Raw genomic sequence first — 26,171 nt, forward strand, 5'->3', positions numbered from 1 at the left:
AAGGAAATGGGGCGTTATATCTTTTTTGGTTTATACACTTTTATAACTCCATCATTTTCTGAGCTTACCACGAGTAAGGACTGCTGGATTGGGCTATCTTTTGCAGCAATGAACAGTACGCCTTCGGGCGCATCGCCGCAAGCGAGCATTTGCAGGAACACCGGGCTGGAAGGGTTGGTAACATCGTAAATGGCTACGGCATCTGCACGCTCCAGGCCAACGAATGCCAGTTTCTTTTTGCCCACCTCACCAATTGCGATGCCTTCTGGCTCTGCGCCTTTGTCATCGCTGCGGTTATCATCGTAAAAATTGCCCGCCTTAGCGCGGCTATCCAGGTCGTTTTTGCTGTCGAATACCAGACTACCATTGTTGCCATTCCATACAGAGAAAGAACGGGCACCAAAAGAATACAGTTCGTCGTAGACTCCATCATTGTCTGCGTCACCAAGGGTAGTGGTTACATTGAGACGGCCAAGGTTCTCGGGGAGCTGGAGAGTTGCTGCATCCGGGAATACTTTGGTGTTGAGCTTGAGGGAAGCCACGCGCTTTGATTCTACATAAGCGTCCCACTCACGTACATCGCCTTCGTTGGCAGTAAACAGGTAGGGGATACCACCGGTTTCCAGTACCGCGATAGCGTCGGGCTGGTACATACCTTTCACCGGCCATTTTTTGAAGGCGATCACATTGTCTTTGTCGCTGGGATCGATCGCGTTGGCATCTTCGTTGTAGTTCTTAAAGCCGAGGGGATAGATCGCTGTGATGGTCTTGGACGCAATGTCCAGCTTTGCAATGGCGTTATTTTCCTGCAGTGTTACCCAGGCTGTTTTGGAGTCGGATGCAACAGTAATGTATTCCGGCTCTACGTTCGTGGCAAATGCGGCGCTGGGACCAAACACCCGGAAGCCTTTTGCCTGCAACGCAGCCTGCTGGCTGGCAAATGCGCTGAAGTCGACCGTTGTTACGGCATAGTTCTCTTTTACAGCAATGATCGAGATCGAACCTACGGGGTCATTCTTATAGTCAGTAGAAGGCTCCCCTTCGTTGGCCGACAGGATGTAACGACCATCGGGGCTGAAAGTTACCATATCGGGCAGGGCGCCTACGGTAACACTTTTCACTTCAGCATAGGTGCTGGTATTGAATACAACTACTTTCCCATTTTGGTGTTTTACAGTAGACTCGATGGCGGCAGCCAGCAGGCCATCCTTCACCGATACACTGTTTACATATCCACCGTAAGGGGCAGTAGCTATCTTACCGATCACTTTGGGTTGGGTAGGATCCTGGAAGTCCAAGATATCGATCCTGTTCTCTTTGGCGTCGTTGTTCACCACAAACAGCCTTTTGGTGGCAGGATCGTAGGCAGTGATCTCAGCAGCACCGACATCGCCGATGTCTATGGAGCCAACTTCAGCAAAAGAGGCTGGATCTTCGGGAACATAGTCATCGTCATGGTCTCTTTTACAGCTAAATAAACAAACAGCGGCCGTGAGCAGTAGTAGGTTTCTAATGGTCATATTTCATTATATTAAATGGGCTGCAACCTATATGATCATCGTTACCGCAGTATTAAATTAAAATTACCGAAGTATTAACTCCGGTCAAACATGACAAATATCAAGGAACCCTTCATGCGTGATGTGTTACTTCAAATACAGGACTATGCGGATTGGGCGCATGGTGAGCAGATGCGCAAATTTGTACCGGAACGGTATATTACCCACCCTATCCGGGTGATGGAGATCTGCCGATCGGTGACACAAGACCAGACCCTGCTGGCTGCTGCCCTCTTGCACGATGTGCTGGAGGACACACCTGTTGAGGCTGACGAACTGCTTGCTTTTTTGCGCCATGTGCTGCCCGAAGAGGCCGCTAAACGCACTTTGCAGCTGGTAATTGACCTGACCGACACTTATACGCATCATCAGTTCCCAGAATGGAACCGCAAAAAAAGAAAGGCCCATGAAATAGAGCGCCTGAAGGCGATCAGCGGAGATGCACAGACGGTTAAATACGCGGACATTATCGATAACAGCAAAGAGCTGGCTTACCTGGACACGGACTTTGCCGAAGTTTTTCTGCGGGAGTGTCGGGCGTTGTTGAAAAAGATGACCATGGGAAATCCCCAGCTATACGACCGGGCCGTGCAAACCGTGGCCGCGGGCATAGCCCATTTGGAGCGGGGCAAATAATAGTTGTGGATTGTTAAGACCCTAAATAAGAACGGGCGCATCGTTGCCGATGCGCCCGTTCTTATTAATACAAAAAGACCTTATTTCTTCTCGAAGAGATTGTCCACAAAGGCGTCGTTGAAATGCTCGACCGGATCACCATTCACATTGTGGTAGACCGCGCTGATGAATATCGTTTGGGTGGCGCTGATAATGGCCATAATCAACAAAGCACTCAAAACTCCCAATGCCACACCCAGGATGATGTGCACTGCTGCACCTACCATCAGGAGTGGTACCGATATGAGGAGAATGGCGAAAAACTGTATCAGGCCGATGCTAAACGTAGAAGCAGCACTCTCACCCCATTTATCTTTCATAATGCTTGCCGACCTTTTGAATGCGCCGATTGGGCCAAGGTCTTCATAAGCAATAACTGGTACTACAAAAAAGGTGGTAACGCTCCAGGCAAGACCCAATAACCCAATAATAATCCTACCGAGCCAACCTGTGTTTTCCTGCAGGTACCTGAGCAAGGTGCCTACGGTAGCTGCGAACAAGGCCCAGGAAAATATAGCGCCTATGCGCGTAAGGCTAAACTCTATGCCTTTACGGATGGTCACCTCTTCTCCATGAAAATACAGGCGGGTACAATGCGTGAGGGCCACATTGAAAAATATGACAACAAAATAGTTTACCAGGTAAAACAGCAGGGTGAAGCCCCAATAATACGCATCGCCGTGGGTCTCTATCAATTCGATCTGCCAGCTGGAGGTGCCGAGCATGGCGACGAAAAATGAGCCCATTACGAGCAACATCGATGCGCCAGACAATATGGGAAAAATGATAAGCTGCTTGTTCTCTTTGAGCACCTTGAAGCTATTCATGGTGATCTGCCAACCGTTGGACAATCGAGTAAGGAATGACATATAGGTTTTTTAAGGGGTGTACGATATCCCTAATATACGTCATTATTTTGCGCCAGTCAATAAGCGCCCGGGAAGACTTTGACAGCATCTGTATCGTGCCGGGTCGGGCGAAACGCCCGACGACCGGAGCCTACAGACAGTGAATCACTTATTCGTTAGTGGCAGCGATATATTCAGACAGCGTAATACGACCTTCGAGCAGCGCATTATACAAAACGGCCTTATTGGTCTTTGTCTTTTTGATGTTGCTGACCAGTTCTTTGTCGAAGAACAGTTGTTTGATGATCGATTTCATGGTTTCTTATTTTCTTGATTATATAATACATGGATTTACCAGCTGATGCCCAGGCCGAAGCCAGACAACAGGTCATAAGCGAGTATACCGTAATGGTTCAATCGAGTGCAATCGGGGAAACAAGCAATCTGTAGTGTATCGGGCAATCGTACAATGGCGGAGCGGACGTTCAGCTATGCGTTTGGCAGCATATGTGTTTGAAGTGTTTGGCAAAATACCCAAGGGGTAGAAAAAAAAAGGGTCTGCTGTAGAAACAGCTGACCTCTAACGATTGCTTGCCATATGAAAAAAGGTAAAAATCTATTTTGTTGCGGCCTCTTTTACCGCCTTGCTTAAGCTTCTTCTTTCGTCACTTCTCTTTTTCTGCTCTGCTTATCTATCGTCTCTGTTTCTGATGTAAAAGTAATGCGCTTTTTCATGCTGAGTAAATCAAGTTTTTGCCGATTTAATGATGTCAAAGCTATTTTTCATCTTTTCAAGATGCTGATTAACAAATAAATAAGTGCAGTTTAACCCCTATGTCCAACGTATTTTTAACCTCAAATATCATTTGATTGCTATTTGTGGAACCACTAGAAATTACATGCGCCAAATGAGATAATACAGTACGGTACAGGATAGCCTGAATTATTTTAAAAAATTGTCTATCAATAATATAACGCAGATAAAGGTGATAGTTTAACGGGAAATTGAAACCCATTACACTTAAACATCATTTATCAAAAAGTGAAAGAAATTAACTTATAGTTTTTTTATATCATAAATAGAAACGGGGGGATCGAAGCGCTGATCATCTTCCGGAGCCCTGTATATCTTCCTGACCACCTCCATTCCTTTTATTACTTTTCCAAAAGCAGCATACCCTTGCTTGTCGGGGTTGTTCTCACCGCCAAAATCGAAGCCGGGTTGATCGCCGATACAAATAAAGAACTCGGTGTTGGCCGAACCTGGTTCCAGGCGGGCCAGGGATATGGTGCCGTCTTTGTGCAGGATCTTGGTTTGTTCGGTCGTTTCGTGGGGAATACCTGGCAATTCGGGCCTTTTGTGGCCGTAGAGGCCGCCTTGGATCAATTCAGCCTTGGGCGCATTAGATGGCTGGTTATCGGTATTTAGAACACGGTAAAAACTTCCATTCTTGTAAAAGCCTGAATCTATATAAGAAAGAATCGCTGCTACCGATTTGGGTGCCTGGTCGGGGTAGAGCTCGATCTCGATATCGCCCAAGGCTGTTTCAATCTCAATATGCGGATTCTTGTATTTGTTGGACGAGCAGGCTGTGGCCAGTAATGTAGCGAATAGCAGGATCGATCGGTATGTCATGGTGCTTGTTTTGCAGGCTGTAAATTAAGGAAGTTCTGCTTTTGTAGCGGCGTCGCCACAATCTGATCTACAACAGGCAATTGATTTTCAAGCAATAGCATGCCAGGCAAGGCTTTTGAATGGTGAGCGGTATGCAGAAACTATCTTTATTTATATCCGCCACCCTGGTTTGCCTTTATGCCTGTAGCGATGGCGACAAGGCAAAGGAACACAAGGGAGCACATGCCCAAGAATTAACTCCCCGCAACTTCGCGATCACAAAAGCCAATTCCTACACCGATGTATTCCTCGACAGCACAGCGATGGAGGCTTTTATCGCCGAACAAAAACTCAACGACACGATCAGTACCGGCATGCGCAATTTCTACAATGCCCGCAATTACCAGTATGCCTGGTTTGCCAGCGATGGCCTCACTGAACAGGCGCTGGCCTTTCGCAACCTGTACGATTATACCAAAGACAGTGCAACTACACGGAAGTCGCTGGATGGCCGCCTGGAAAACCTGATGGCCAAGGATAGCTTCCTTGTTAGTGAAGATGATGCTGATTTGCGCAAAACAGAATTGCTCCTGACCTGGCGCTATGTAAATTATGTCTGGGACCAATATGAGGGCAAGAAAGCCAGGCGCGTGGCCCTGGAGGAGTTGGTGCCTTCACAAAAACTTCCCCATCGCGCATGGGCGAAGCTGATGCAGGAGGATAAAGAATCTGCCAACCAGAACTTCAAGGGCCTGCAACAACAATTAGCCACCTATCTGGCTATCGAAGACAAAGGCGGCTGGGGTTTCATCCCGGATAGCAAGAAGAAATTGAAGAAAGGCGTGATCGATACGGCGGTGGTATTCCTGAAGCGCCGGCTGCATGTAACCGGAGAGTTGCCGGCTGCAGACTCCAGTTCCGTATTCAACGACCAGTTGGAGGCGGCTGTCAAGTCAGCGCAGACGATGTATGGCTTTACCGCAGACGGTGTTGTTACGCCTGCACTGATCAAAGAGCTGAATATACCGGTACAGCGCCGCATCGAACAATTGGTGGTGAACCTCGAGCGCATGCGCTGGATGCCAAGTGAACCTTCCGGCAATCTCATCCTGGTAAATATTCCTGCCTTTAAACTATATGTCCAGGATGGCACGAAAGAGCTGTTCAATATGGATGTCGTGGTAGGCAAGGAGGGGCATAGTACAGTTATGTTCTCCGGCAACCTCAACCAGGTTGTTTTCAGTCCGTACTGGAACATTCCTCCCAGTATTGTGCGCAACGAAATCGTTCCTGGCATTGAAAAGAACCGCGGTTATTTGGCAGACCATAATATGGAGGTGACGGGCGAGGAAGGCGGACTGCCGGTTGTACGACAACTACCCGGCAATAAGAATCAATTGGGTAAGATTAAGTTTTTGTTCCCGAACCGCTTCAACATCTATTTTCACGATACCCCTTACAAAGAATTATTCAATAAGGATAAGCGTGCCTACAGCCATGGCTGCATCCGCTTGCGCGAGCCAAAGAAGTTGGCAGAGTACCTATTGGTCAACCAGCCTGAATGGACGCCTGAAAAAATGGATAGCGCCATGAACAGCGGTAAGGAAAAATATGTGAAGGTAAAAGACCCTGTACCGGTGCTGATCTATTATTACACGGCCTGGGCCGACAATGGCAAGCATCTTCAATTCAGGGAAGATATTTATGGTCATGATGAAAGGCTGGCGAAAAAAATGTTTGTCCCAGCTCAATCATCAACACCACTGGCTTCACGGTAACAGGGAAATTATTGGGACAAAAAAGGGGATTAGCCCATGGTATCGGCTAACATGGTGTCCATCAACGTCGGCTGGGGTTGTGATAGCATCTTCGACATGCCTAGGTAATGTGTATCGTTGCCATAGATAAAGAGGCAGCTGCCGTTGCGGATGGTGTTGATGATCACCTTAGCCAGCTTGGACGGCACAGCGGGGCAACCATAACTGCGGCCGATGTATCCTTTGGCGTTGATCATTTTTTCATTGACGTAATTGGAGCCATGCACCACAATGGCACGAGCTAAGGCGTTGTCGTTAATACCGGCTTCCATGCCATCGAGCTTAAGGGAGTAACCATTTCTGCCGCTATAAGTAGTACGGGTAACATAAAACCCGAGGCTGCTTTGGTGGCTCTCCATTCTGTTGCTGAAGTTGGTGGCCATGTCGGTACCTGAATTACGGCCGTGTGACACGAAGGTGTTGTAGAGTAATTTCCCGGTTTCCATATCGATGATGAACAATCTTTTCTTCGATGAAGGAAGGGAAAAATCAGCGATGGTCAGGATCTTGTCATTGCCCAGCTCTCCTTTCTCCTGCAAGCTTTTGTATCCTTGCATCGCATAGAGAAATGCTTCTTTGGAGAGGGATAAAGTGTCGAGCCGAAGGCTTTCATATAAGGCAATCTTACTTTCTGGTTTGGGGTCTATTGTTGCTACTGTGGTGGCAGGGGATTTTGTAGAGGTATCGGCTAAAACCGTCATTCCTAATACTGCAGTTACGCAGGCGATCAATACACATGAAATCACAATTGGTTTAAGCTTCCGCTGCATAGATTATTGTATTTTAAAATGATTCGAATAAGTAACCAAAGTCAAAGACGCCTGATAGCCCTGATTGGTTCGACGTTCCCATGCGTTATAATAATTTTAACAAGATGGCCTTATTGAGGCTAAGTGATTTGCACTAGCGTGTGGCTTATTTGGCGGACGGAGCGTCGTATGTGGGCAATAAGCGTTGGGTTTTGGACCAGGTTTTCTACACAATGTGCCTACATGGGGTATATCGGCACAATGATATAGAGCCACCAGGTACCTTTTGCCTTAAGGCGTTGAATTTCAAAGAAGGTAGGCTCTTCGATGAATTTGGCACGGAATTTATGCTATAAATAGTACAACGAACGATGATTTCCAGGAAACGATGTCAACTATCAAATAAAAGATAGGCGATTAACAAAATGGAATAAGCGTTCATGAAAAGTGTGTTCCCTACGGAGCGCACTTTTCGCTTTCTGCCTGTTAATCATACAATTACAACGGCTTTCTCCCCAAGATTCAGTACTTATACTATTGCCCGTCGTTTAAAAAAGCGTCAGTTTAGCAGCCTTGACCAAGCGCCTTGTCCTATATGTCCAATGTCTAATAACTTAACTGATAAAAACTGTATGGCTGCTGAAAAAAAACTAGGTCTTTCCTTGTCGGGAGGGGGCTATCGTGCTGCTGCTTTCCATCTGGGTACATTGCGCAAATTGCACGAGATGGGAGTTTTGGAAAAGGTAGATGTAATGAGTACTATTTCCGGAGGGTCTATTACTGGCGCTTATTATTGCCTGAACAATAAAAACTTTGATGCCTTTGATCGCTATATAACCGAGGCGCTGGGGTCTAAAAATGTGATCAGGCAGGTCTTTCTTTCCTTTACTTTTATCAGAACTGTTTTATTCCTGTTGCTTTTCCTGGTGCCAGCTGTTTATGTGTTGTTTACACCACATGCCTGGTTATCCCTGGTGTTGATCGGCTTGATGCTTTACCTGTTTGTTCGCTTTCAGTTTGCCATTTTTCCGGTAAGCAAAGAAGTGGAACGTGCCTACAACAAGTTTTTCTACCAACAAGCTACGCTCTCACAGCTATGCAACAAGCCCTTGCTGGCTATAGGCTCCACCAATTTACAGAGTGCCCGACCATTTACTTTCTCCCGCCTAAAAATGGAAGATTCCTCTTATGCTTTCATGGCGCCTCCGGTTCGTTTCAAGCAGGATGATTTTCCGGTGGCGCGGGCTGTTATGGCTTCTTCCTGCGTTCCTTTCGCCTTTACCCCGGTGCATATCGACAAGGCTTTTTATGCAGACGAGGCCGATATACTGCGGGTACAGCCGCAGCTGGTGGATGGCGGCGTCTATGACAACCAGGGTATCCACAAGATCACACAGAAGGGCAGTATGTACAATTGCGATATCGTTATTACCAGTGATGCCGGGAATAAACTGCCCTTTCAGGGATCCTATAATAACCTGTTGATCCTGTTGATCAGGACCATGGATGTTTTCATGGCACGGATCAAGAACTTTCAATTGATACAAGATGTATATGATAATGCCGCGCAGGGAAACCGTGAGATCGCCTATTTGTCGCTGGGGTGGAATCTGGAACAGTGTATTCCAGGCTTCATCGATAACCTGGCCAAAGGGAAGATCACCGATGAAGTGATCGATGCCCATCAGTTCAAGCCCGAATGGGTGGCCGATCCGGCCAGGTACCGGCAGGAACTGACGACCTATCTAGAAAACGAGGTCAATTATCGCGAGATCTTTCAACGTAACCTGAAGCCGCCACAATTGACCATTGCCCGTAATGTAGGCACCAATTTAACGCCGCTATCTAAGGAAGAACTTACTTACCTTGCTATACAGGCGGCCAACCTCACGGAACTGCAGGTGAGGCTATACTGCCCTACACTAACGCAACCGTCATGAAAGACTGTGCCAACATTACCAGTTTAAAGCCTGCCTTCCGAAAGTTGCGGGCTTTTACTTTTGATCCCTCGCTGTCTTTAAAGCTCGACACCAGTGTTATCAACAACCTCGTCTACAAGGTTCCCTGGGAATCGTTGCGGCCAGGGCCTGTTGGAGAGTATATCGAGGTGGTGGACTATGACCCTTCGAGTGGATGCTTCTACAAGCCCGTGAACCTGGATGATGCCTATACGCTGGCCCAGGATGGCCTGGAGCCCGCAGAAAGCAATCCACAGTTTCACCAGCAAATGGTGTACGCAGTGTCGATGGTGACGATCAAAAACTTTGAGCGGGCGCTGGGCCGGAAGATCCTGTGGAGCCCCAGCCGGGACAAGGCCGGCTATAAGGAAGGTTATGTACAACGGCTGCGCATCTATCCGCACGCACTCCGCGAGGCCAATGCGTATTACAGTCCCCAGAAAAAAGCGTTGCTCTTCGGGTATTTCAATGCAGCCCCTGATACGCCGAGCATGCTGATGCCGGGCGGAACGGTATACACCTGCCTGAGTCACGATATCATCGCGCACGAGATCACCCATGCCTTGCTGGACGGCATGCACCGACGATATGTTGAAGCCACCCACCCCGATTCGCTGGCCTTCCATGAGGCGTTTGCAGACATCGTGGCGCTGTTCCAGCATTTTACTTTTCCTGAAGTGTTGAAAGACCAGATTGCCCGTACCCGCGGCGACCTGGCCAGCCAGAACCTACTGGGCCAACTGGCGCAGGAGTTCGGAAAAGCGATTGGTCATTACGGTAGCCTCCGCGATGCGCTGGGTAAGGTCAATGAGGCCACGGGCAAATGGGAGCCCCTGGTACCGAACCCCATCACCTATCAAAAGGTGGTGGAACCCCATGAGCGGGGTTCAATACTGGTAGCTACTATCTTCGATGTGTTCAGCAATATTTACCGCCGTCGCGTGGCAGACCTGCTGCGGATAGCGACAGGCGGTACAGGCATGTTGTCGCCGGGGGCTTTACATCCGGATCTGGTCAATAGGATGGCGACGGAAGCGAGCAAATCGGCCGGGCAGATCCTGAAGATCTGTATCCGGGCATTGGACTATTGTCCACCGATGGACATCAACTTTGGAGACTATCTGCGGGCAATGATCACGGCCGACTTTGACCTGGTGGAGGAGGATAACCTGGATTACCGGATTGCGATCATCGAGGCTTTTCAACGCCGGGGCATATTCCCCGACAATGTGAAAAACATGAGTGTGGAAAGTCTGTTGTGTAAGGTGGATGACGAAGCAGACCTGTTTGAGGAGCAGTTCAAGGACCTGATCGAGTTCTTCAAATTGTTTAAAGAAAAGGTAAGTTATATCAATAAGCGCCGGGACCTCTACAACCTGACGCGGGTCTTTATAAAAGGGGGCGACATCAACAATGCCTGCAATGATGAAGATGACAACGAGCATGCGGCGAACGATGGCAGCAACTACCGTAAACCGTTAACGGGCGCAGCCCAGCGCTCTGCGGCGGAAAAGCGGAAGCAACGCACCAAACCCGAGCAACGGGTGATGGGCCTGCACCAACGGTTGAATATTAAATTCCTGGGGGCGGAAAAGACGCAACTATTCATTAAGCTGACCGGTTTGTTGCTGGATGATGAACTGATCGACCAGCAGGGCATCGGCCGCTCTGAAGGAACGAATACCCTGGGCGCTCCCAAACTGGAAGTACACAATTTAAAACTGGCCAGCCGCGTGGGCCCTAATGGCAATGTGGTGAATCAGATACTGGTCACCTTGACACAGCGCAGGGGCGTAGTATGTGATTTGGATCGCTATGGCAATGCGATCATCAAAGGATTCTTTGTGCCCGATAACCCTGAAAAAGGTTATTATACCCTGCCGGGAAAAGAGGGGATGCCGGTTGAACACCGACCCTATCCTGAAAAAAAGGAAGGGCTAACGGGAGAGGGAAGCGAGAAGGTGTTGCCCAAGGGCTGGTTTGTATTCCGGGGCGGCTGTACCCTGATCTTCGACCTGGACTATGCCTTGAGCAAAGACAATGTGAAGTTGAAATACATTATCAAGAAGGATATCAACGACCGGGAGCGCATGAAGCGTCAATTCAAGATGCTATTCAACAACAAAGACTTTTCACTCAACGCTACCTATTTTGGAACTGCCTATGGCAATCTCGAAGCCGAGCCCTTTGCCATTATTCATAAAATCCTATAGTTAATATGGCTACCGTCAAGAAAGCTGCTGCCAAGGGATTGCCTGGCAAGGTTGGAAAAAAAACAACCACTGCCCGTGCAACTTCTGCTAAGAACGGGGCGGGCAAGCCCTCGGCGCAGAAGGCGACCGGATCAACAAAGGTGGTGGCCAATCGATCAAGCGCCAACCCGAAGGCGAGTAAGGATACAACCGGGATGAAAAAGAGCGTGACCACAAACCGCACAACTTCTGCAAAGAGCGGTGCTGGTAAGGCGTCCGTGCAGAAGGCGACCAGATCAACAAAGGTGGTGGCTGCCCGGCGCGGGACAACCGTCGCCGGGAAGTCTGGAGCGAAAAAGTCTGCCGACAAAAAAACGAGCACTCCTGCTCCTATGGCTAGCGCGCATGAAGCTGGCACAGGCCAGGGGAAGCAGCGCCTGGCGGCTGACGTAAACCCTGCCACAGCACCTACCCTTTCTGCAAACCAGGGGACGACCGCCACCTTGCCCAAAGCGGACAGCGTATCGGTACGCATGTATGCACACGGGTTTGGTGATTGCTTTTTACTCACCTTCCTGAGCGGCGGTGCACCTGTATACCGGATGCTGATCGACTGCGGCATGCTGACTGGTGATACGGACAGGCTGCGGCAGGTGATCGCCCATATCAAAGCATCTTGCGACGGCCGGCTTGACCTGGTGGTTCAAACGCACCAGCATAAGGATCATATTTCGGGCTTCAATCTGCGGGACAATCAGAAACAGCTGTTGTGGGATGGTATCGAGGTGGGCCGCGTGTGGCTGGCCTGGACAGAGAATACGGGTGACAATGGCGATGAGTTGGCGATCCAATTGATGCAAAAGCAAGAGCAAAAGAAAAAAGCGCTGGCGAAGGCGCTGCAACTGTATAACACCGCCATCCACCAGGACGACCATCGCAAGATGCTGAACAAGGAATACCAAGGCTCCGATTACTGGGCCGCCCAACAGCGGTATGCTACCGCGTTACAGCAGATCCTCGGCTTCTTCGATATCAGTGAGCAGGATATTGCCGCACTGGGCGCCGATGGCGCAGAGCTGGGCCTTACGATGAAGGATGCGATGAATTATTTTATTCAGCGCAGCGTGAACAAGGGCAACACGGATATCAATTTCTGGAATCCTGGCGAACTGGCCGATGCGAAAATGACTGGCCTGCCGGGCATCAACTTCTATTTCCTGGGGCCACCGAAGGATTACAACCAGCTACGGGTGATGGAAGACACGGATCATATCGAGATGTACCTGACGGAAATGGGAATGTCGGACAATTTCTTTATGGCCCTGACTAATGAGGAAGCAGAAAACAGCGAAGCGCTATCTCCTTTTCATCGGCGTTACCAATGGAAAAAGGATGATCTGACACGTGATCAGCTTACCGACCCCAAAAACCCGTGGAATCTCTACCATCAAAAAGAACATGACTGGCGGGGCATCGATACAGACTGGCTCCACAATGCCGGAGCCCTTGCCCTTAACCTGGACTCCTATACCAATAACACGAGCCTGGTGATCGCCATCGAACTGGAAGGTAGTGACAAGGTGTTGCTGTTTCCGGCTGATGCGCAGATCGGCAACTGGCTGAGCTGGACCGAAACCCAGGCAGATGGGACTACGCCCAAATTGCGCTGGCAGATCGAGAAAGCCGGTAAACCCGTTACCGTCACCGCCGAAGACCTGTTGCGTAGAACCGTATTCTACAAGGTAGGGCATCATGCCAGTCACAATGCTACGGCCCGCAAACATGGCCTGGAGTTGATGACGAGCGACGAGCTGGTGGCGATGATCCCGGTTGACGAGGCAGTGGCAAAGCGACAGGGGAAGAAAGGCTGGAAGATGCCGGCTGAAGACCTCTACCAGCGTTTGCAGGAAAAAACAAGAAGCCGCATCATTCGGCTCGACCAGGGAAGCGTACTGGTAGGAGATACCAAGTATCTACCTACCGGCGTACGGCCTACCAAACAGCAACTCGACGATTTCAACAGCTGCTACAGCGAATCCGATATCATGATCACTACTGAAGATGGCACCAGGCGACCGTTATTCTTTGAATACCTCGTCAAAGGATAGGCAACAATATTGCATATACATAATCTGTATCACGCAAAACCATGATATTGCAGCAATATGCACTTTAGGCAGAGTGAAAGCGTAGTTATTTGCCCACGGGGCGTTTTATGGACGATGTCGGTTGTATTGTGCTGGCTGTTAATGCCGGTGTACGTTTTGGCGCAGTCAGACACCAGCCAACGATTCAATAGGGCCTATTACGAGTCGTATACCGACCAGCTTACCTCAAGGTTTTATTTTTCCCAGAAGTATACCTCTTTATGGCTGCGAGGTGCCGATAAGGACCATGACCTCCAATACCGCCCCAATACCACGCTGAATATGGGTGTGGGTGCTACCTATGGCTGGTTTACCCTGAACCTGGCTTATGGTTTTGATTTCCTGAACCGGGTAGATGAGGCCAAGGGAAAGACCAGGTATCTCGACCTTCAATCGCATGTATATACACGGAAAATGAGTATCGATCTTTTTGGTCAATTTTATAAGGGGTTTTATGGATACCCCAAATCATTGTTGCCGCAAGAAAATGGAGACTGGTACGTACGGCCCGATCTGAAGGTGCGGCATTTTGGTGGGGCGGGCTACTATATTTTAAACTGGAAACGATTTTCGATGCGGGCGGCGATGTTACAAAATGAATGGCAGAAAAGATCAGCGGGCAGTTTACTCATTGGTGCGGAAATGTATTTTGGCCAGAATAAGGGAGATAGTTCGCTGGTGCCTTCGTCATTAGCCGCAGATTATGAACAGGCTGGTGTGACGAAGATGCATTATTACGATATCGGGCCAGGTATTGGGTACGCGTATACCCTGGTGATCAACTCTCATTTCTATGCTATGGCAGGCGCTACAGCCAGTTTTCCGCTGAGTTTTCATTCGCAGGTTCGTAATGGCGAGAAGGAACACAAGGTATCCATCAGCCCGGATCTCTTATGGCGTGTGGGTGCGGGCTACAACAGTGACCGCTTTCACGTGAGTGTGCTTTGGGTGAACAGTTCGGTACAGACAAGGGCGGAGAAGGGGGATTATTCTATCAGCACGGGCAACGTGCGGGCAATTATAGGTTACCGGTTTGTGCCGGGGGCGAAACTAAAGCGCCAGCTCAAGTTCTTCTCCGTGAAACAGCCATAAAAAAAGACCTCTTCGTGGGAACAGGAAGAGGTAATGATAACACGCATATATGAGATCTTGTCATCATTTTTTATCGTTCATCTAGTCGCAAGATATAAGCTTAACAATGCTTCTAAGATGGATGGTATTTAGCGGATCGCGTTGGCTACCCATCCTTCATTCTCTTTCGCCTGCTGTTGTTTGTTCCAGGCTATCAGTGCTGTTTCCAATACACGCTTGAGGTGCATTTTCACTTTACGGCGCTCCACTTTCAGGGCTACTCCTTTCACTTCTTCTTTGTAGATCATGACCTGGTCGTTGTTGTAGAAACGAACTGTATACTGCTTCGGCACATGGATATTCGATTCGATGATCCAGTATCCCTTTTCAGACACCCACCGTGGTGTTGTGGGAGCGGCTGTTGAACTGGTGGTTTCTTCGTCCTGTGCGAATGCTTTGGCCTGGCCCATCATCATGAGGGCGAGGACCGCGAGTATCTTGAAATACTTCTTCATGGCTTATACTTTTGTTTTTAGTAACTGATCTAAAATTATCATTAACCCCTGCAGAGAAAATACAAAGTGGATGGAGACGACTTTTGTTGCGACAGACTGCCTTAAGTATACTGCTAAAGTTCATTGTGTCGACGAAGGCCGTTTGTCGACTGTTACTGTGGGGCTTAGATAAGTTGAAGAGGTATTGTGGGTACCAACGAGAAGAGGTGATGCCTGGGGGCATCACCTCTTCCTTTGCGCGGGAATCTTTTATAGGTTGTTGTAAGGCTATTCAAGTTCCTTGAGCCAGGCCTGCGCTTCTTCGCGGGCGGCGGTGACTACGGGTTTGCCGGCGCGGAAGATGGCTTTCCATTCTCCTGACTTCGATTCGTATTCGGGATTGGCGAACATGCTGCCATTGAGCTGGGCGTCGAAGTCGACAGTTGCAGACAGGGCCAGGAATTTCTCCAGGCGCTTTTTGATCAGGTCTTTTGCATCGGCCGGGTATTTCTTTTCGTCATCAGCTTTGTTGAGTTGCTTGTCGACGGCATTGTCGAGTGCTTTGGATAGATTGGGTATGCCAAACTTTTTGGATTTATAGCCCAGGCGTTCGTTGCGCCACTTGGTGTATTTTTTCTGGAATTCGGGGCTTTTGGTGTATTCTTTGGCGAATTGAATGAGTTGGCGCGTGCTGGCGACTTTTACATCGGTGGGCATCGCTTTGGCCAATTTGAGCACTTCATAAGAGGAGCTTAAAAATCCGCCGCCAAGAGAAGACACAATGTATTCTTTGGCTTTGTCTTCCGACATTTCGAGGTCCTCAAAGACTGTTTTGACGGTGGCGGCCATCAATAGGACGGCCAGTGCGAGGATGCTAATTTTTTTCATGGCTAAATGTTGTTTCCCTTTTTTTCCTGGGTTGGTTAATGATATTCACTGCAAACCTATCGGGAAACGCGATGCCGGACAATCCCACAAACATGTGAAATTGTAGCTTACCCGCCTCACGCAGACGGGGGAGCCTTCTTTGGTTTTTAATGTGGGGACAGGTGTGGAACGGAATGGTATTTGTAATTTTACTGGTGCAATTCTAACTGGTTATCAAGGATACACATTGTTAAAACCGAGCCAATTATGAAGCAGGAAACAAACAGTGAAACCAGCCAGCATGCATGCCACTATATCACGTTCAACACGGTAGACTGGGTTGACATCTTCATCAAACCCGTGTACAAATATGTGATCGTGGATGCCCTGAATGAATTCATCGGCAGGCGGGGCCTGACGGTGAACGCCTGGTGCCTCATGACCAATCACCTTCATCTTCTACTACAAGCCAAGGACGGAACGGGGCTTGCGATGATCGAGCGCGATTTTAAACGTATTACTTCTACCCATATATTGGAGGCGATCGAGCTGGAGACTGATCTACGCCGGCAGTGGATGCTGGAGCGTTTTGAACACTCGAGCCAAAGCCTGAAGAAATTAGAGAAATACCAGGTGTGGCAGAGCTGCAGCAATCCGGAGTTCGTTGATTTCCGGGAGCCCATGAAATTGCGGGAGCACCTTAATTATCTGCATGATAACCCGGTGCGGGACCGGATCGTGCGGATGCCGGAGGATTACGTATTCAGCTCGGCCGGTGATTACCAGGGGCGACGGGGCCTGGTGAATGTCAAGGTCATCGACATGGAAGCGCTGATCCGGGGATTGATCAGGAATGGCGGGGCCGGATAGTGTTGCCGCCGATCAATTTGCCGTATTTACTGATATGGGCCTTTGTGGGCCCTTTTTTATTGGATGGCGGCTTTGAGGGCTGCGACTGTCTTTTTATCGTTGCCGACAAATATCCTGTCGTTGAGAATGGCCACCGGACGTTTCAGAAAGGTATATTCTTGGAGGATATAGTTTTTGTAGTCGTCTTCGGTTAGCTTTTTGTCTTTCAGCCCGAATTCCTTGTATTTGAGGGCACGGCGACTGAAGAGGGACTCGTAGCTGCCGGTCATTTTCTTCATTTCTGCCAGTTGCGCCGGTGTAATCTTCTCGGTTTTAATGTCCTGCATCTCGAAGCCTGCTTTATCGACCCCGGCTTCCTGGATGATGGCCTGGCAGGTAGTGCAGGTTCCTAAATGATAGAATTTCTTCATAAGGCGCAAGTTAATTCATTGAATGGTAATAGTTATGCGTCTGGATGGAGTCATCGGATGTTGGAACTGTAATATTTTCCGACATTCGCCGACCAATTAGTATCTTTTCGCTAAAACCACCCAAGTTTGCAGTCCAGGCCTGACCAAAATGAATTTATTGTGCTGGTAAACCAGCACAGGGGTATGTTGTACAAAGTATGTAACCTGTATTGTTCATCGGAGTACGATAAACAGGATCTTTTCCAGGAGATCGTGATCCAATTGTGGAAAGCTTATCCACGATTCCGCGGCGACTCCAAGTTTGGCACGTGGTTGTATAGAATTGCTCTTAACACTGCTATTTCGGACCTGCGTAAGCAAAAGAAGCATATTCAAAGCGTAGAGCCAGACCAACTGCCAACGGAGATACAGGATATTCAGTACAATAAAGAGAAAGAAGAAAGAATTCAACAGTTATACCGGGCTATTCACCAGCTTCCTGAAATTGAAAGGGGTATTGTTATGTTGTACCTGGAGGACAAGAGTTATGATGAGATGGAGGAGATTTTGGGTATTAATCAGAACAACCTGCGGGTAAAGATGAACCGGATCAAGGAAAAATTACGTAAACTTACTAAAGTAGTTGAACATGGATTTGGATAACCTCAAAGAGCTGTGGAAGGAGCTGGATGAGACCGATCTCCAGCCGGCTGTCAAGAGAGGGCCAGGGCCAGCTGTGACCAGTCACAACGAGGAGATTGCCGCGATTCTCAGGAAACGTTCTCAAAATCCGATTGCCAAGATCAAGAGGAATCTGGGCTGGGAGTTGGCCATCATCATTGTTTTGTACACGGTAACGATCTATTATTATATCACGGCCTGGCACGGCAAGTACTGGGAGATCGCCGTACTGCTGGGTATCGTTGGCGCCTCTTTCGTCGTGTATTATTTCCGAAAGAGCCGTTTGCTGAAAGAGATGCAATTGGTGGAGAATGGTGTGAAAGAGAACCTGGAACTGCGGTTGCATACACTGGAGAAGTACGTTCGTATCTATTTTGTTTCTGGTACAGTGCTTACCCCTGTAACCTATTTTGTAGCCGGGTTGATCTTATTCTTCAAATCGCCCTCCAAGACGCCCGATCGTATGCCGGCAGTCATGGCGCATATCACGGGACAGGATTATTTTGTATTGTTCACCATTTCGGGTGTGGCGCTGGCTATAGGCGGTTATTTCCTGAACATCTGGTTTGTAAACCGGTTGTACGGACGCCATATCAATAAGTTGAAAAGCCTGCTGAACCAGATGGAAGATGTTGAATAGGTTAAAATAGTATTGCATTCTCCCCGACGTGGTATTTTTTAGTAATTTGGTCCTGTACCAAATAAAATATTTACGATGCCTGCTACCCGTCGGGATTTTATCAAACAATCCTCTCTGCTTGCCGCTGGTTTCTTTCTGCCCATAGATGATTTTTTCAAGAAGAAGCCTGTAGGCGTACAACTGTACACGCTGCGTAATGATATTGGTAAGGACCCTAAAGGCACGCTTGCCAAGGTAGCTCAACTGGGTTACAAGCAGGTGGAAACCTTCGGTTACGGCAACCGGAAATGGTTTGGTCTTACCGCAGCTGAACTTAAATCTGTATTAAAAGACAATGGCCTGACTTCTCCCAGCGGTCACACTTTTCCTGGCAGCTTCTTCCTGAAAGATGGCTGGCAAGACCAATGGAAGGTAGCTGTGGAGGATTCTAAAGCCCTGGGTCAGGACTATATCACCATTCCCTGGCTGGAAGAAGCTTACCGCAACAGCGCCGACAACTACAAGAAGATTGCCGAGGGGCTGAACAAAGCCGGAGAGATGGCCCACCAGGGTGGCATCAAGCTGGCCTATCACAACCACGACTTCGAGTTTGCTACAGTAGATGGACAAACAGGCTTTGACATTCTCACGAAGAATACCGATAAAAAGCTGGTTCAATTCGAGCTGGATCTGTATTGGGCCGTTAAGGCGGGTCTCGATCCGGTAAAACTGTTCAGGGAACATTCCGGCCGTATTGTGATGTGGCATGTGAAGGATATGGACAAAACCGATAAGAAGTTCTTTACCGAGGTGGGCAATGGCTCCATCGACTTCAAGACCATCTTTGCCAATGCCAAGACGAGCGGCATGAAGTATTTCTTTGTAGAGCAGGACGTGTGTCCAGGTTCGCCCTTCGTCAGTATTGAAAAGAGTATCAATTATCTCAATAATAATATTTTGTAGGCCAATCAGCAGGAAGCCCCGGAATTTATGTATATCATTGATTCCGGGGCTTTGTTGTTATGAAGCGCCTGTATTGTAAACCATCCTTTCAAACCAATTCAACGATCATGAGCCATCGCAGAAAATTCCTGCAGCAGTCTGCCGCCCTGGTGGCGGGAGCTACTGTCTTCTCCTCTTTCGACGATCATCCTTTTTCGATATTCGGCAGTCGTATTGCGCCCTCCGACCAGCTAAACGTTGGCGCCATTGGCATCAATGGCATGGGCTGGAGCAATGTGGTAGCCGCCCTGAAAGTGCCGGGAGTAAACCTGGTAGCGATCTGTGATGTCGACCAGAATGTACTGGACAAGCGTAAGGGTGAATTTGCCAAACTGAATATCGACGCCTCGAAGGTGAAAGAATATACCGATTACCGGAAGCTGCTGGAGCAAAAGGATATCGATGTGGTGATCATAGGTACGCCCGACCATTGGCATGCCCTGCAAATGATCCATGCATGTGAAGCCGGTAAAGATGTGTATGTGGAGAAGCCTGTCGGCAACTCGATCATCGAATGCCGTACCATGGTAGCGGCTCAGCAGCGCTACAATAAAGTGGTGCAGGCCGGTCAATGGCAGCGAAGCCAGCAGCATTTCCGTGATGCGGTAGACTTTGTACACAGCGGTCAGCTGGGTAATATCCGTACCGTGAAGGTATGGTGCTACCAGGGTTGGATGCGGCCCGAGCCGGTACGTGCCGATAGTGCACCACCTGCAGGCGTGGATTACAAGGCCTGGCTGGGTCCTGCGCCTACACGTCCGTTCAATGCGAGCCGCTTCCACTTCCATTTCCGTTGGTTCTGGGATTATGCCGGTGGCCTGATGACTGATTGGGGTGTGCACCTGATCGACTATGCGCTGATCGGTATGAAGGCGCCTACGCCTAAAACGATCGCAGCGCTGGGTGGCCGTTTTGCTTACCCCGACCTGTATGAAGAGACGCCTGATACGCTGACCACCCTGTACGAGTTTGACGGTTTCAACATGGTGTGGGATTCTGCGATGGGTATCGATAACGGCTCCTACGGCCGCAACCATGGCATTGCCTTCATCGGTAATAATGGTACGCTGGTGCTGGACCGTGGTGGCTGGGAAGTGATCGAGGAGAAGCAAAGTAAGAGCAAGGTTTCCAAGCCACTGGTGAAAGCATCTGACAATGGGCTCAATAAGCACTGGGAAAACTTTGTTTCTGTAGTGAAGTCGAGGAAGCTGGATGACCTGCATTGTTCCATTCAGGCCGGTGCGCATGTGGCGACGGTGGCGCAGATGGGCAATATCGCTTTCAAAACAGGCCAGAAGCTGACGTGGGACAGCGCCAAGGGCGAGTTTACGGACAGCAAGGTGAACAAGCAATACCTGCTGAAGGAATACCAGAACGGGTATAAGTTGCCGAAGATCTAAAGTGTAAGGTAGTTGGCGGCGGGCGCCATTTGCCTCTACCTGAATATAAAAAACCGGGTGCGTTGTTACTGAACAGCGCACCCGGTTTTGTTTTATCGACGGACCGGCTGACCGGTGACCGTGGTTATAATTTTTTGATCCTGATATTGCGGTACCAAACAGGGTCGCCATGATCCTGTAGGCAAAGCCTTCCTGAGGTGAGTGTACCGAACAGTGGCATGTCTTTGAATTTGCTGCCGGCGATCATCTTGCGCCAGTTATCGTCCCACATTTTGGTGCTGACGACTTTGCTGCCGTTGAGGAAGAACTCCAGGGTGCTGTCTTTGGCGATGATCTCGGCCTGGTTCCATTCGCCGGCGGGCTTCACCGTTTCGGGCGAGCTGGTGATGAGGTCGTAGAGGTCTCCAGCTCGGTGCTTAATGATCTTGGCATCGGGGTGGGCCGCATTGTCGAGTACCTGCATTTCGGGTCCGGTATGGTAGCTCTTTTCGATCTTGGGATCCTCTTTTACATAGAACATGATACCGCTGTTGCCGGCGGAATCGACTTTCCAGTCTACTTTGAGGTGGAAGTTGCTGTACTCTTCATCGGAGACCATGTCACCACCACCTACGGTTTTGCCGTCTTTCTTTTGTGCGGGATCGAGGTGCAGGGTTCCGTCGACTGCTTTCCAGGCAGCGCCGTCGCTTTGTTGTTTGAAAACATGCCACCCCTTGGTGGTGCTGCCATCAAAGAGAAGTTGCCATCCGTCGGCCTGTTCGGCTGCGGTGAGCGTGTTGTTTGCTGGTGGAATGGGTGTGGTGGCCGCCATAGAGTCTTTTTTAGTGTCGTCGGTTGTGGCGGGTTGTTGATTGGACTGGCATGCGGAAAAGGCTGATGCCAACGAAAATGCAGCAAGCAGGAATCGCATAAGTGTAGATTTATTTTGTGTCTTCAAGTTACAGGTTTGCCCGGAAATATTTCACACAGTATTTGGAATCGCTGCCATTTTATCAGTAAATTGAGATGAAGAAATTTGATGGATGTTAGCAGTCTTTCGCTATTCTTTTAGGATGACATGGTCTACTTTACAGCAGGATGCGGATCCTGAAGCGGCTAAAAATCAGTTGCGGTTTACTCCAGGTTTACTTTAGGTTTACTCTTGCTTTACGCAAAACACGGGAACGGTACGGGAACGATACCCAATCGAGCAAAGAGTGAAGGATGGTTGGCGGACGCAGCAATCAATCGCGAGAAGCAATACTACTGACATAATTTCAGAAAAACCCGATAAAACAAAAGAGGCTGTTCACACTCGTGAACAGCCTCTTTTTTTAATGTGTTGGGAACCTCGGGTTAGAGGTTTTTGATCTTGATGTTGCGGAACCATACCAGGTCGCCATGGTCCTGGAGTACGATATGTCCTTTGCGGAAAGCAGCGAATTCGGAGGAGTTCCTGAATTTGCTTTTGGAAACGAGTTCTTTCCAGTTATCGTCCCACATGGTGGTGGATACTACGTTTACGCCGTTCTGGAAGAGGTCGAGCTTGCCTTTGTTCAGGATGATCTCCACGGTATTCCATTCGCCGATGGGCTTGGCATTTTCGGGTTTAGCGGATACCAGGTCGTACAGGTCACCTGCACGGTGCTTGATGTTCTTGGCGTCGGCGTGTTTATCGTTGTCGATGATCTGCATTTCTGGACCCGATTGGAATGCCCAACGGTATTTGAGGTCTTCGCGCGACAGGAAGATGATTCCGCTATTGCCGCCTTCAGAGAGTTTCCATTCGAGCTTGAGGTGAAAATTTTCAAAAGAGTCGGTGGTGATGAATTCACCGGCCCCTTCGCCCTTGGGGCCTCTGGCTTTGGGATCGAAATAGAGTGTTCCGTCGGCTACTTTCCAGGCGGAGCCGTCTGTACGGTTATTGAACACATGCCAACCATTTTTGGTGGTGCCATCAAAAAGGAGCTGCCAGCCGTCTTTTTTCTCCGCTTTGGAGAGCGTATTGAGGGACGGGGTGCTGGTGGTATTCTTGGAGGAAGAGCAGGCGATGGCGCCTGTGATGGCAAACAGAAGGCAAAACCGTTTTAGCATTGGTAAAAATTTGGTTCAAAGTACGGGAAAAATGTGATACCAGTGACAAGTTGGGCCGGATGCGGGAAAAAAATCATCCCTGCGGCGAGTAGGGGCATAAAAAAACAGGTTTTGCTGTGAGGGGGTACCCAAAGAACAGCAAAACCTGTTGAAATATATTACCTGGTATCAGTTACTTCTTCAGTCCGAGGATGTACTTAACCATCTCAGTAGCGTCTTCTTTGCTCAAAGTGGGGTGAGGTGTCATGGGAACAGCGCCCCAGTTACCTTGTCCGCCCTTGATCACTTTGTCGACCAGCATATCGATGTTGGCTTGTGTGTTCTCGTATTTGGCGGCCACATCGGTATAAGCAGGTCCGATGTTCTTTTCGGAGATCTTGTGGCAGGTGGTACAGTCGTTGGAACCAATCAGCTCGAGCCCTTTTTGGTTATCGACCGCCATGGGATCGGCTTTCTTTTCTTCTTTTTTTTCATCAGCGGGCTTTTCTGTACCTCCGCCGCAGGCGATCAGGCCACCGGAGATCAAAAAAGCGATCATCAGCTTTTTCATGTGCAACTTGTTTATTAAAATGACAAATGGATGACGCAAGCGGGCGCAATTTAATCTACAAACCCAACACCGAGCGATTAAATTTTTCATCGCTTCCGGTACCTGCGAAATCATCGAAGGCTTTTTCGGTCACGCGGATGATGTGGTCCTTGATGAAGGGGGCGCCTTCGCGGGCTCCATCTTCGGGGTGCTTGATGCAGCACTCCCACTCCATGACTGCCCAACCGGCATAGTCGTAAGCAGTGAGCTTGCTGAATATCGACTTGAAATCGACCTGTCCGTCACCCAGGGAGCGGAAGCGGCCAGCGCGGTTGATCCAGGATTGATAGCCGCCGTATACGCCTTGTTTGCCGGTGGGGTTGAACTCGGCATCTTTTACGTGGAACATACGGATGCGCTCGTGGTAGTTGTCAATATACTCCAGGTAATCGAGACACTGCAATACGAAATGGGATGGATCGTACAGCAGGCAGGCCCTGGGGTGATTACCGGTATGCTCGAGGAACATTTCGTAGGAGATACCATCGTGCAGGTCTTCGCCGGGGTGAATCTCGTAACAGAGGTCTACGCCGTTGGCGTCGAACTCGTTGAGGATGGGCAACCAGCGGTTGGCCAATTCTTTGAAACCGGTCTCTACCAATCCGGCAGGACGTTGTGGCCATGGATATACGGTGGGCCATAGCAGGGCGCCGCTAAAGGTGGCGTGCGCGTTGAGACCCAGGTTTTGGGATGCTTTGGCGGCCCATTTCAGTTGTTGGACTGCCCATTCTGTGCGGGCTTTGGCGTTGCCGTGGACGGCTGCTGGCGCAAACCCGTCAAACAATGTATCATAAGCAGGGTGTACGGCTACGAGCTGCCCCTGCAAGTGGGTAGACAGTTCGGTGATCTGTACGCCTGTTTCTGCTATTTTTCCTTTGTATTCATCAGCGAAGGTTTTGCTTTCCGCCACTTTCTGCAAGTCGATCACACGGCTATCCCAGGTGGGGATCTGTACGCCTACAAAACCCTGGTCTTTGGCCCATTTGCAGATGGAAATAAGGTCATTGAAGGGGGCTTTATCGCCGAGGAACTGGGCGAGGAAGATGCCGGGTCCTTTGATTGTCTTCATATAGCGCTTGTTTCTGTGTTAATGTAGAAGGCTTCTCTGTAGCCTGTTTGGCTAAAAAGGCCTTTGGCCGGCTAACGGCCGGCCAAAGGCTTGTATAGTTTTATGCCTGGTAGGCTGTCCACTTTACATCGGAGGTGCTGCTGGCCACCACATTGTCGATGAAGGCCATACCGCGGATGCCATCTTCCACGGTGGGGAAGTCGAGCATTTCTTTGGTGGGCTGTGTACCATCGATGCGGGCACCGAGGGTGAGGGCGAAGTTGCGGTAGATGTTGCCGAATGCTTCCAGGTATCCCTCGGGGTGACCTCCTGGTGTGCGGCAGTTGTGTGTAGCATAGCTGGAAAGGCGATCGGTATATCCGGCACCGGCACGGAGGATCTGTGTGGGCGCCTCGAGCCATTTTACCAGGAGGGTATTGGGCTCGTGCTGTTGCCATTCGAGACCACCTTTTTCACCGTATACGCGGATCTTAAGGGCGTTTTCTTCGCCGGCTGCTACCTGCGAAGCCATCAGTACGCCGGAGGCGCCGTTGTCGAACTTCAGCAGTACGTTGCCGTCGTCATCAAGTGCACGACCTGCTACCATGACGTTGAGGTCTGCGCAGAGATGGGTAATCTTATTGCCGGTGATGTATTCTGCGAGGTGTGCGGCGTGGGTGCCGATATCGCCCATGCAGCCGCTCTTGCCCGACTTTTTGGGGTCGGTGCGCCAGGCTGCCTGTGCATTGCCTTCGCGCTCGCTCAATTTGCTGAGCCATCCCTGGGGATACTCTACCCAAACTTTTCTGATCTTTCCTAATTCGCCGCCCTGTACCATGGCACGGGCCTGCTTCACCATCGGGTAACCGGAGTAGGTGTGGGTAAGCGCCAGTATCAATCCTGTTTCTTCTACTTTTTGCTTCAGCTGCTTTGCTTCCTCGAGTGTGAAGGTGATGGGCTTTTCGATGACCACGTGAAAACCGTGATCGAGGGCCATCATGGCTGGTGCGAAGTGGGCGAAGTTGGGCGTTACGATGGTAACAAAATCTATGCGTTTATCAGCGGGTAGTTCGCTTTCTTTTTTAATCATCTCCTCGTAGGTAAGGTATGTTCTGTCTTCGGGAAGGAACAACATTTTACCTGACTCTTTCGCTATTTCTGGATTGATGCTGAGTGCTCCTGCTGCGAGTTCTATCAACCCGTCCATATTGGCTGCAATGCGGTGAACGGCTCCGATGAAGGCGTCTTTTCCTCCACCCACCATTCCCATTCGAAGTTTTCGGTTCATGTAAGAATGATTAGAAAGTATTATAAATTGTTAAAAGAACAATGTGATTTAAAAATAAAAAATTTACATTTACGACCGTATATTGAAATTTATTCAATAAAGTCGTCACAGCGCTAAAGGTAAGCAGGTTAGGATGAGTTTTGCAAATTAAAGGAATATTAATAAGAATGGAATAATGCTTACGCTGGTTTAGGGATGTACGCTGTTATTCCGACTAAGG

Annotated in this window: 24 protein-coding genes; 11 read left to right on the forward strand and 13 right to left on the reverse strand. The window is 49.2% G+C overall.

What is annotated here, in order from left to right; all coding sequences use genetic code 11:
- Nucleotides 1-14: 14 nt before the first annotated feature.
- On the reverse strand, nucleotides 15-1,520 hold the full coding sequence (locus P2W70_RS00120; protein WP_276479378.1) for a choice-of-anchor I family protein: 1,506 nt from the start codon (nucleotides 1,518-1,520) through the stop codon (nucleotides 15-17).
- Nucleotides 1,521-1,610: 90 nt separating this feature from the next.
- On the opposite strand from P2W70_RS00120, the gene P2W70_RS00125 reads away from it, so the two are divergent.
- A complete protein-coding gene (locus tag P2W70_RS00125; RefSeq protein WP_276479379.1) occupies nucleotides 1,611-2,195 on the forward strand; it encodes an HD domain-containing protein in 585 nt (194 codons plus the stop codon).
- Nucleotides 2,196-2,275: 80 nt separating this feature from the next.
- Here the strand turns inward: P2W70_RS00125 and P2W70_RS00130 are convergent, their stop codons facing one another.
- From P2W70_RS00130 to P2W70_RS00140, 3 genes are all read right to left on the reverse strand, one after another.
- Nucleotides 2,276-3,103, reverse strand: a complete 828-nt coding sequence (locus tag P2W70_RS00130; protein ID WP_276479380.1) for a DUF6159 family protein — start codon at nucleotides 3,101-3,103, stop codon at nucleotides 2,276-2,278.
- Nucleotides 3,104-3,251: 148 nt separating this feature from the next.
- Nucleotides 3,252-3,398: a hypothetical protein gene (locus P2W70_RS00135; protein WP_276479381.1), complete on the reverse strand. Its 147-nt coding sequence runs from the start codon at nucleotides 3,396-3,398 to the stop codon at nucleotides 3,252-3,254.
- Nucleotides 3,399-4,139: 741 nt separating this feature from the next.
- Entirely contained in the window at nucleotides 4,140-4,718 is a 579-nt protein-coding gene (locus P2W70_RS00140; protein WP_276479382.1) for a peptidylprolyl isomerase, read from the reverse strand.
- A gap of 131 nt (nucleotides 4,719-4,849) precedes the next feature.
- On the opposite strand from P2W70_RS00140, the gene P2W70_RS00145 reads away from it, so the two are divergent.
- Nucleotides 4,850-6,475 (forward strand): L,D-transpeptidase family protein, encoded by a 1,626-nt coding sequence (locus P2W70_RS00145; RefSeq protein ID WP_276479383.1) that lies wholly within the window; start codon nucleotides 4,850-4,852, stop codon nucleotides 6,473-6,475.
- Between the two features lie 29 nt (nucleotides 6,476-6,504).
- Here the strand turns inward: P2W70_RS00145 and P2W70_RS00150 are convergent, their stop codons facing one another.
- The gene (locus tag P2W70_RS00150; protein ID WP_276479384.1) at nucleotides 6,505-7,215 is read right to left on the reverse strand and encodes a murein L,D-transpeptidase catalytic domain family protein; all 711 of its coding nucleotides are present in this window, start codon (nucleotides 7,213-7,215) and stop codon (nucleotides 6,505-6,507) included.
- Nucleotides 7,216-7,895: 680 nt separating this feature from the next.
- Between P2W70_RS00150 and P2W70_RS00155 the strand changes: the two genes are divergently transcribed.
- The 4 genes from P2W70_RS00155 (at nucleotide 7,896) to P2W70_RS00170 (ending at nucleotide 14,652) form a co-directional block, all read left to right on the forward strand.
- On the forward strand, nucleotides 7,896-9,203 hold the full coding sequence (locus P2W70_RS00155) for a patatin-like phospholipase family protein (RefSeq protein ID WP_276479385.1): 1,308 nt from the start codon (nucleotides 7,896-7,898) through the stop codon (nucleotides 9,201-9,203).
- Entirely contained in the window at nucleotides 9,200-11,434 is a 2,235-nt protein-coding gene (locus P2W70_RS00160; RefSeq protein WP_276479386.1) for a gluzincin family metallopeptidase, read from the forward strand. The genes P2W70_RS00155 and P2W70_RS00160 overlap by 4 nt, the downstream gene beginning before the upstream one ends.
- A 5-nt stretch (nucleotides 11,435-11,439) precedes the next feature.
- Nucleotides 11,440-13,521 (forward strand): hypothetical protein, encoded by a 2,082-nt coding sequence (locus tag P2W70_RS00165; protein ID WP_276479387.1) that lies wholly within the window; start codon nucleotides 11,440-11,442, stop codon nucleotides 13,519-13,521.
- Between the two features lie 156 nt (nucleotides 13,522-13,677).
- On the forward strand, nucleotides 13,678-14,652 hold the full coding sequence (locus P2W70_RS00170) for a DUF4421 domain-containing protein (protein ID WP_276479388.1): 975 nt from the start codon (nucleotides 13,678-13,680) through the stop codon (nucleotides 14,650-14,652).
- 128 nt (nucleotides 14,653-14,780) lie between these two features.
- On the opposite strand, the gene P2W70_RS00175 is transcribed toward P2W70_RS00170, so the two are convergent.
- The gene (locus tag P2W70_RS00175; RefSeq protein WP_276479389.1) at nucleotides 14,781-15,146 is read right to left on the reverse strand and encodes a hypothetical protein; all 366 of its coding nucleotides are present in this window, start codon (nucleotides 15,144-15,146) and stop codon (nucleotides 14,781-14,783) included.
- A 267-nt stretch (nucleotides 15,147-15,413) separates the two neighbouring features.
- Nucleotides 15,414-16,013: a hypothetical protein gene (locus P2W70_RS00180; RefSeq protein ID WP_276479390.1), complete on the reverse strand. Its 600-nt coding sequence runs from the start codon at nucleotides 16,011-16,013 to the stop codon at nucleotides 15,414-15,416.
- Nucleotides 16,014-16,259: 246 nt separating this feature from the next.
- Here P2W70_RS00180 and P2W70_RS00185 point away from each other — a divergent pair, with 246 nt between their 5' ends.
- Nucleotides 16,260-16,862: a transposase gene (locus tag P2W70_RS00185; RefSeq protein ID WP_276479391.1), complete on the forward strand. Its 603-nt coding sequence runs from the start codon at nucleotides 16,260-16,262 to the stop codon at nucleotides 16,860-16,862.
- Nucleotides 16,863-16,918: 56 nt separating this feature from the next.
- Here P2W70_RS00185 and P2W70_RS00190 read toward each other — a convergent pair whose 3' ends face one another.
- Nucleotides 16,919-17,272, reverse strand: coding sequence for an arsenate reductase family protein (locus P2W70_RS00190; protein ID WP_276479392.1), 354 nt, complete (start codon nucleotides 17,270-17,272; stop codon nucleotides 16,919-16,921).
- Between the two features lie 159 nt (nucleotides 17,273-17,431).
- Between P2W70_RS00190 and P2W70_RS00195 the strand changes: the two genes are divergently transcribed.
- The 4 genes from P2W70_RS00195 (at nucleotide 17,432) to P2W70_RS00210 (ending at nucleotide 20,953) form a co-directional block, all read left to right on the forward strand.
- Complete coding sequence (locus P2W70_RS00195; protein WP_276480280.1) at nucleotides 17,432-17,914, forward strand: RNA polymerase sigma factor; 483 nt, start codon at nucleotides 17,432-17,434, stop codon at nucleotides 17,912-17,914.
- On the forward strand, nucleotides 17,901-18,572 hold the full coding sequence (locus tag P2W70_RS00200; protein WP_276479393.1) for a hypothetical protein: 672 nt from the start codon (nucleotides 17,901-17,903) through the stop codon (nucleotides 18,570-18,572). Before P2W70_RS00195 ends, P2W70_RS00200 begins: the two co-directional genes overlap by 14 nt.
- 75 nt (nucleotides 18,573-18,647) lie before the next feature.
- Nucleotides 18,648-19,514: a sugar phosphate isomerase/epimerase family protein gene (locus tag P2W70_RS00205; RefSeq protein WP_276479394.1), complete on the forward strand. Its 867-nt coding sequence runs from the start codon at nucleotides 18,648-18,650 to the stop codon at nucleotides 19,512-19,514.
- 107 nt (nucleotides 19,515-19,621) lie between these two features.
- Entirely contained in the window at nucleotides 19,622-20,953 is a 1,332-nt protein-coding gene (locus tag P2W70_RS00210; RefSeq protein ID WP_276479395.1) for a Gfo/Idh/MocA family protein, read from the forward strand.
- Nucleotides 20,954-21,077: 124 nt separating this feature from the next.
- Here P2W70_RS00210 and P2W70_RS00215 read toward each other — a convergent pair whose 3' ends face one another.
- From P2W70_RS00215 to P2W70_RS00235, 5 genes are all read right to left on the reverse strand, one after another.
- A complete protein-coding gene (locus P2W70_RS00215) occupies nucleotides 21,078-21,863 on the reverse strand; it encodes a 3-keto-disaccharide hydrolase (RefSeq protein ID WP_276479396.1) in 786 nt (261 codons plus the stop codon).
- 425 nt (nucleotides 21,864-22,288) lie between these two features.
- Nucleotides 22,289-23,026 (reverse strand): 3-keto-disaccharide hydrolase, encoded by a 738-nt coding sequence (locus tag P2W70_RS00220; protein ID WP_276479397.1) that lies wholly within the window; start codon nucleotides 23,024-23,026, stop codon nucleotides 22,289-22,291.
- A 172-nt stretch (nucleotides 23,027-23,198) separates the two neighbouring features.
- Nucleotides 23,199-23,576: a c-type cytochrome gene (locus P2W70_RS00225; protein ID WP_276479398.1), complete on the reverse strand. Its 378-nt coding sequence runs from the start codon at nucleotides 23,574-23,576 to the stop codon at nucleotides 23,199-23,201.
- A 55-nt stretch (nucleotides 23,577-23,631) separates the two neighbouring features.
- Nucleotides 23,632-24,684, reverse strand: a complete 1,053-nt coding sequence (locus P2W70_RS00230) for a sugar phosphate isomerase/epimerase family protein (RefSeq protein WP_276479399.1) — start codon at nucleotides 24,682-24,684, stop codon at nucleotides 23,632-23,634.
- 100 nt (nucleotides 24,685-24,784) lie between these two features.
- Nucleotides 24,785-25,951, reverse strand: a complete 1,167-nt coding sequence (locus tag P2W70_RS00235) for a Gfo/Idh/MocA family protein (protein WP_276479400.1) — start codon at nucleotides 25,949-25,951, stop codon at nucleotides 24,785-24,787.
- Between the last annotated feature and the right edge of the window lie 220 nt (nucleotides 25,952-26,171).

Origin of the sequence: Paraflavitalea pollutisoli, from assembly GCF_029360705.1 — a bacterium.
Taxonomy (GTDB): domain Bacteria; phylum Bacteroidota; class Bacteroidia; order Chitinophagales; family Chitinophagaceae; genus Paraflavitalea; species Paraflavitalea pollutisoli.

What these genes read in the sequence shown, in the direction of transcription:
- P2W70_RS00120 (WP_276479378.1), bottom strand. Translation starts at nt 1,520, where the DNA reads ATGACCATTAGAAACCTACTACTGCTCACGGCCGCTGTTTGTTTATTT.
- P2W70_RS00125 (WP_276479379.1), top strand. Translation starts at nt 1,611, where the DNA reads ATGACAAATATCAAGGAACCCTTCATGCGTGATGTGTTACTTCAAATA.
- P2W70_RS00130 (WP_276479380.1), bottom strand. Translation starts at nt 3,103, where the DNA reads ATGTCATTCCTTACTCGATTGTCCAACGGTTGGCAGATCACCATGAAT.
- P2W70_RS00135 (WP_276479381.1), bottom strand. Translation starts at nt 3,398, where the DNA reads ATGAAATCGATCATCAAACAACTGTTCTTCGACAAAGAACTGGTCAGC.
- P2W70_RS00140 (WP_276479382.1), bottom strand. Translation starts at nt 4,718, where the DNA reads ATGACATACCGATCGATCCTGCTATTCGCTACATTACTGGCCACAGCC.
- P2W70_RS00145 (WP_276479383.1), top strand. Translation starts at nt 4,850, where the DNA reads ATGCAGAAACTATCTTTATTTATATCCGCCACCCTGGTTTGCCTTTAT.
- P2W70_RS00150 (WP_276479384.1), bottom strand. Translation starts at nt 7,215, where the DNA reads ATGACGGTTTTAGCCGATACCTCTACAAAATCCCCTGCCACCACAGTA.
- P2W70_RS00155 (WP_276479385.1), top strand. Translation starts at nt 7,896, where the DNA reads ATGGCTGCTGAAAAAAAACTAGGTCTTTCCTTGTCGGGAGGGGGCTAT.
- P2W70_RS00160 (WP_276479386.1), top strand. Translation starts at nt 9,200, where the DNA reads ATGAAAGACTGTGCCAACATTACCAGTTTAAAGCCTGCCTTCCGAAAG.
- P2W70_RS00165 (WP_276479387.1), top strand. Translation starts at nt 11,440, where the DNA reads ATGGCTACCGTCAAGAAAGCTGCTGCCAAGGGATTGCCTGGCAAGGTT.
- P2W70_RS00175 (WP_276479389.1), bottom strand. Translation starts at nt 15,146, where the DNA reads ATGAAGAAGTATTTCAAGATACTCGCGGTCCTCGCCCTCATGATGATG.
- P2W70_RS00180 (WP_276479390.1), bottom strand. Translation starts at nt 16,013, where the DNA reads ATGAAAAAAATTAGCATCCTCGCACTGGCCGTCCTATTGATGGCCGCC.
- P2W70_RS00185 (WP_276479391.1), top strand. Translation starts at nt 16,260, where the DNA reads ATGAAGCAGGAAACAAACAGTGAAACCAGCCAGCATGCATGCCACTAT.
- P2W70_RS00190 (WP_276479392.1), bottom strand. Translation starts at nt 17,272, where the DNA reads ATGAAGAAATTCTATCATTTAGGAACCTGCACTACCTGCCAGGCCATC.
- P2W70_RS00200 (WP_276479393.1), top strand. Translation starts at nt 17,901, where the DNA reads ATGGATTTGGATAACCTCAAAGAGCTGTGGAAGGAGCTGGATGAGACC.
- P2W70_RS00205 (WP_276479394.1), top strand. Translation starts at nt 18,648, where the DNA reads ATGCCTGCTACCCGTCGGGATTTTATCAAACAATCCTCTCTGCTTGCC.
- P2W70_RS00210 (WP_276479395.1), top strand. Translation starts at nt 19,622, where the DNA reads ATGAGCCATCGCAGAAAATTCCTGCAGCAGTCTGCCGCCCTGGTGGCG.
- P2W70_RS00215 (WP_276479396.1), bottom strand. Translation starts at nt 21,863, where the DNA reads ATGCGATTCCTGCTTGCTGCATTTTCGTTGGCATCAGCCTTTTCCGCA.
- P2W70_RS00220 (WP_276479397.1), bottom strand. Translation starts at nt 23,026, where the DNA reads ATGCTAAAACGGTTTTGCCTTCTGTTTGCCATCACAGGCGCCATCGCC.
- P2W70_RS00225 (WP_276479398.1), bottom strand. Translation starts at nt 23,576, where the DNA reads ATGAAAAAGCTGATGATCGCTTTTTTGATCTCCGGTGGCCTGATCGCC.
- P2W70_RS00230 (WP_276479399.1), bottom strand. Translation starts at nt 24,684, where the DNA reads ATGAAGACAATCAAAGGACCCGGCATCTTCCTCGCCCAGTTCCTCGGC.
- P2W70_RS00235 (WP_276479400.1), bottom strand. Translation starts at nt 25,951, where the DNA reads ATGAACCGAAAACTTCGAATGGGAATGGTGGGTGGAGGAAAAGACGCC.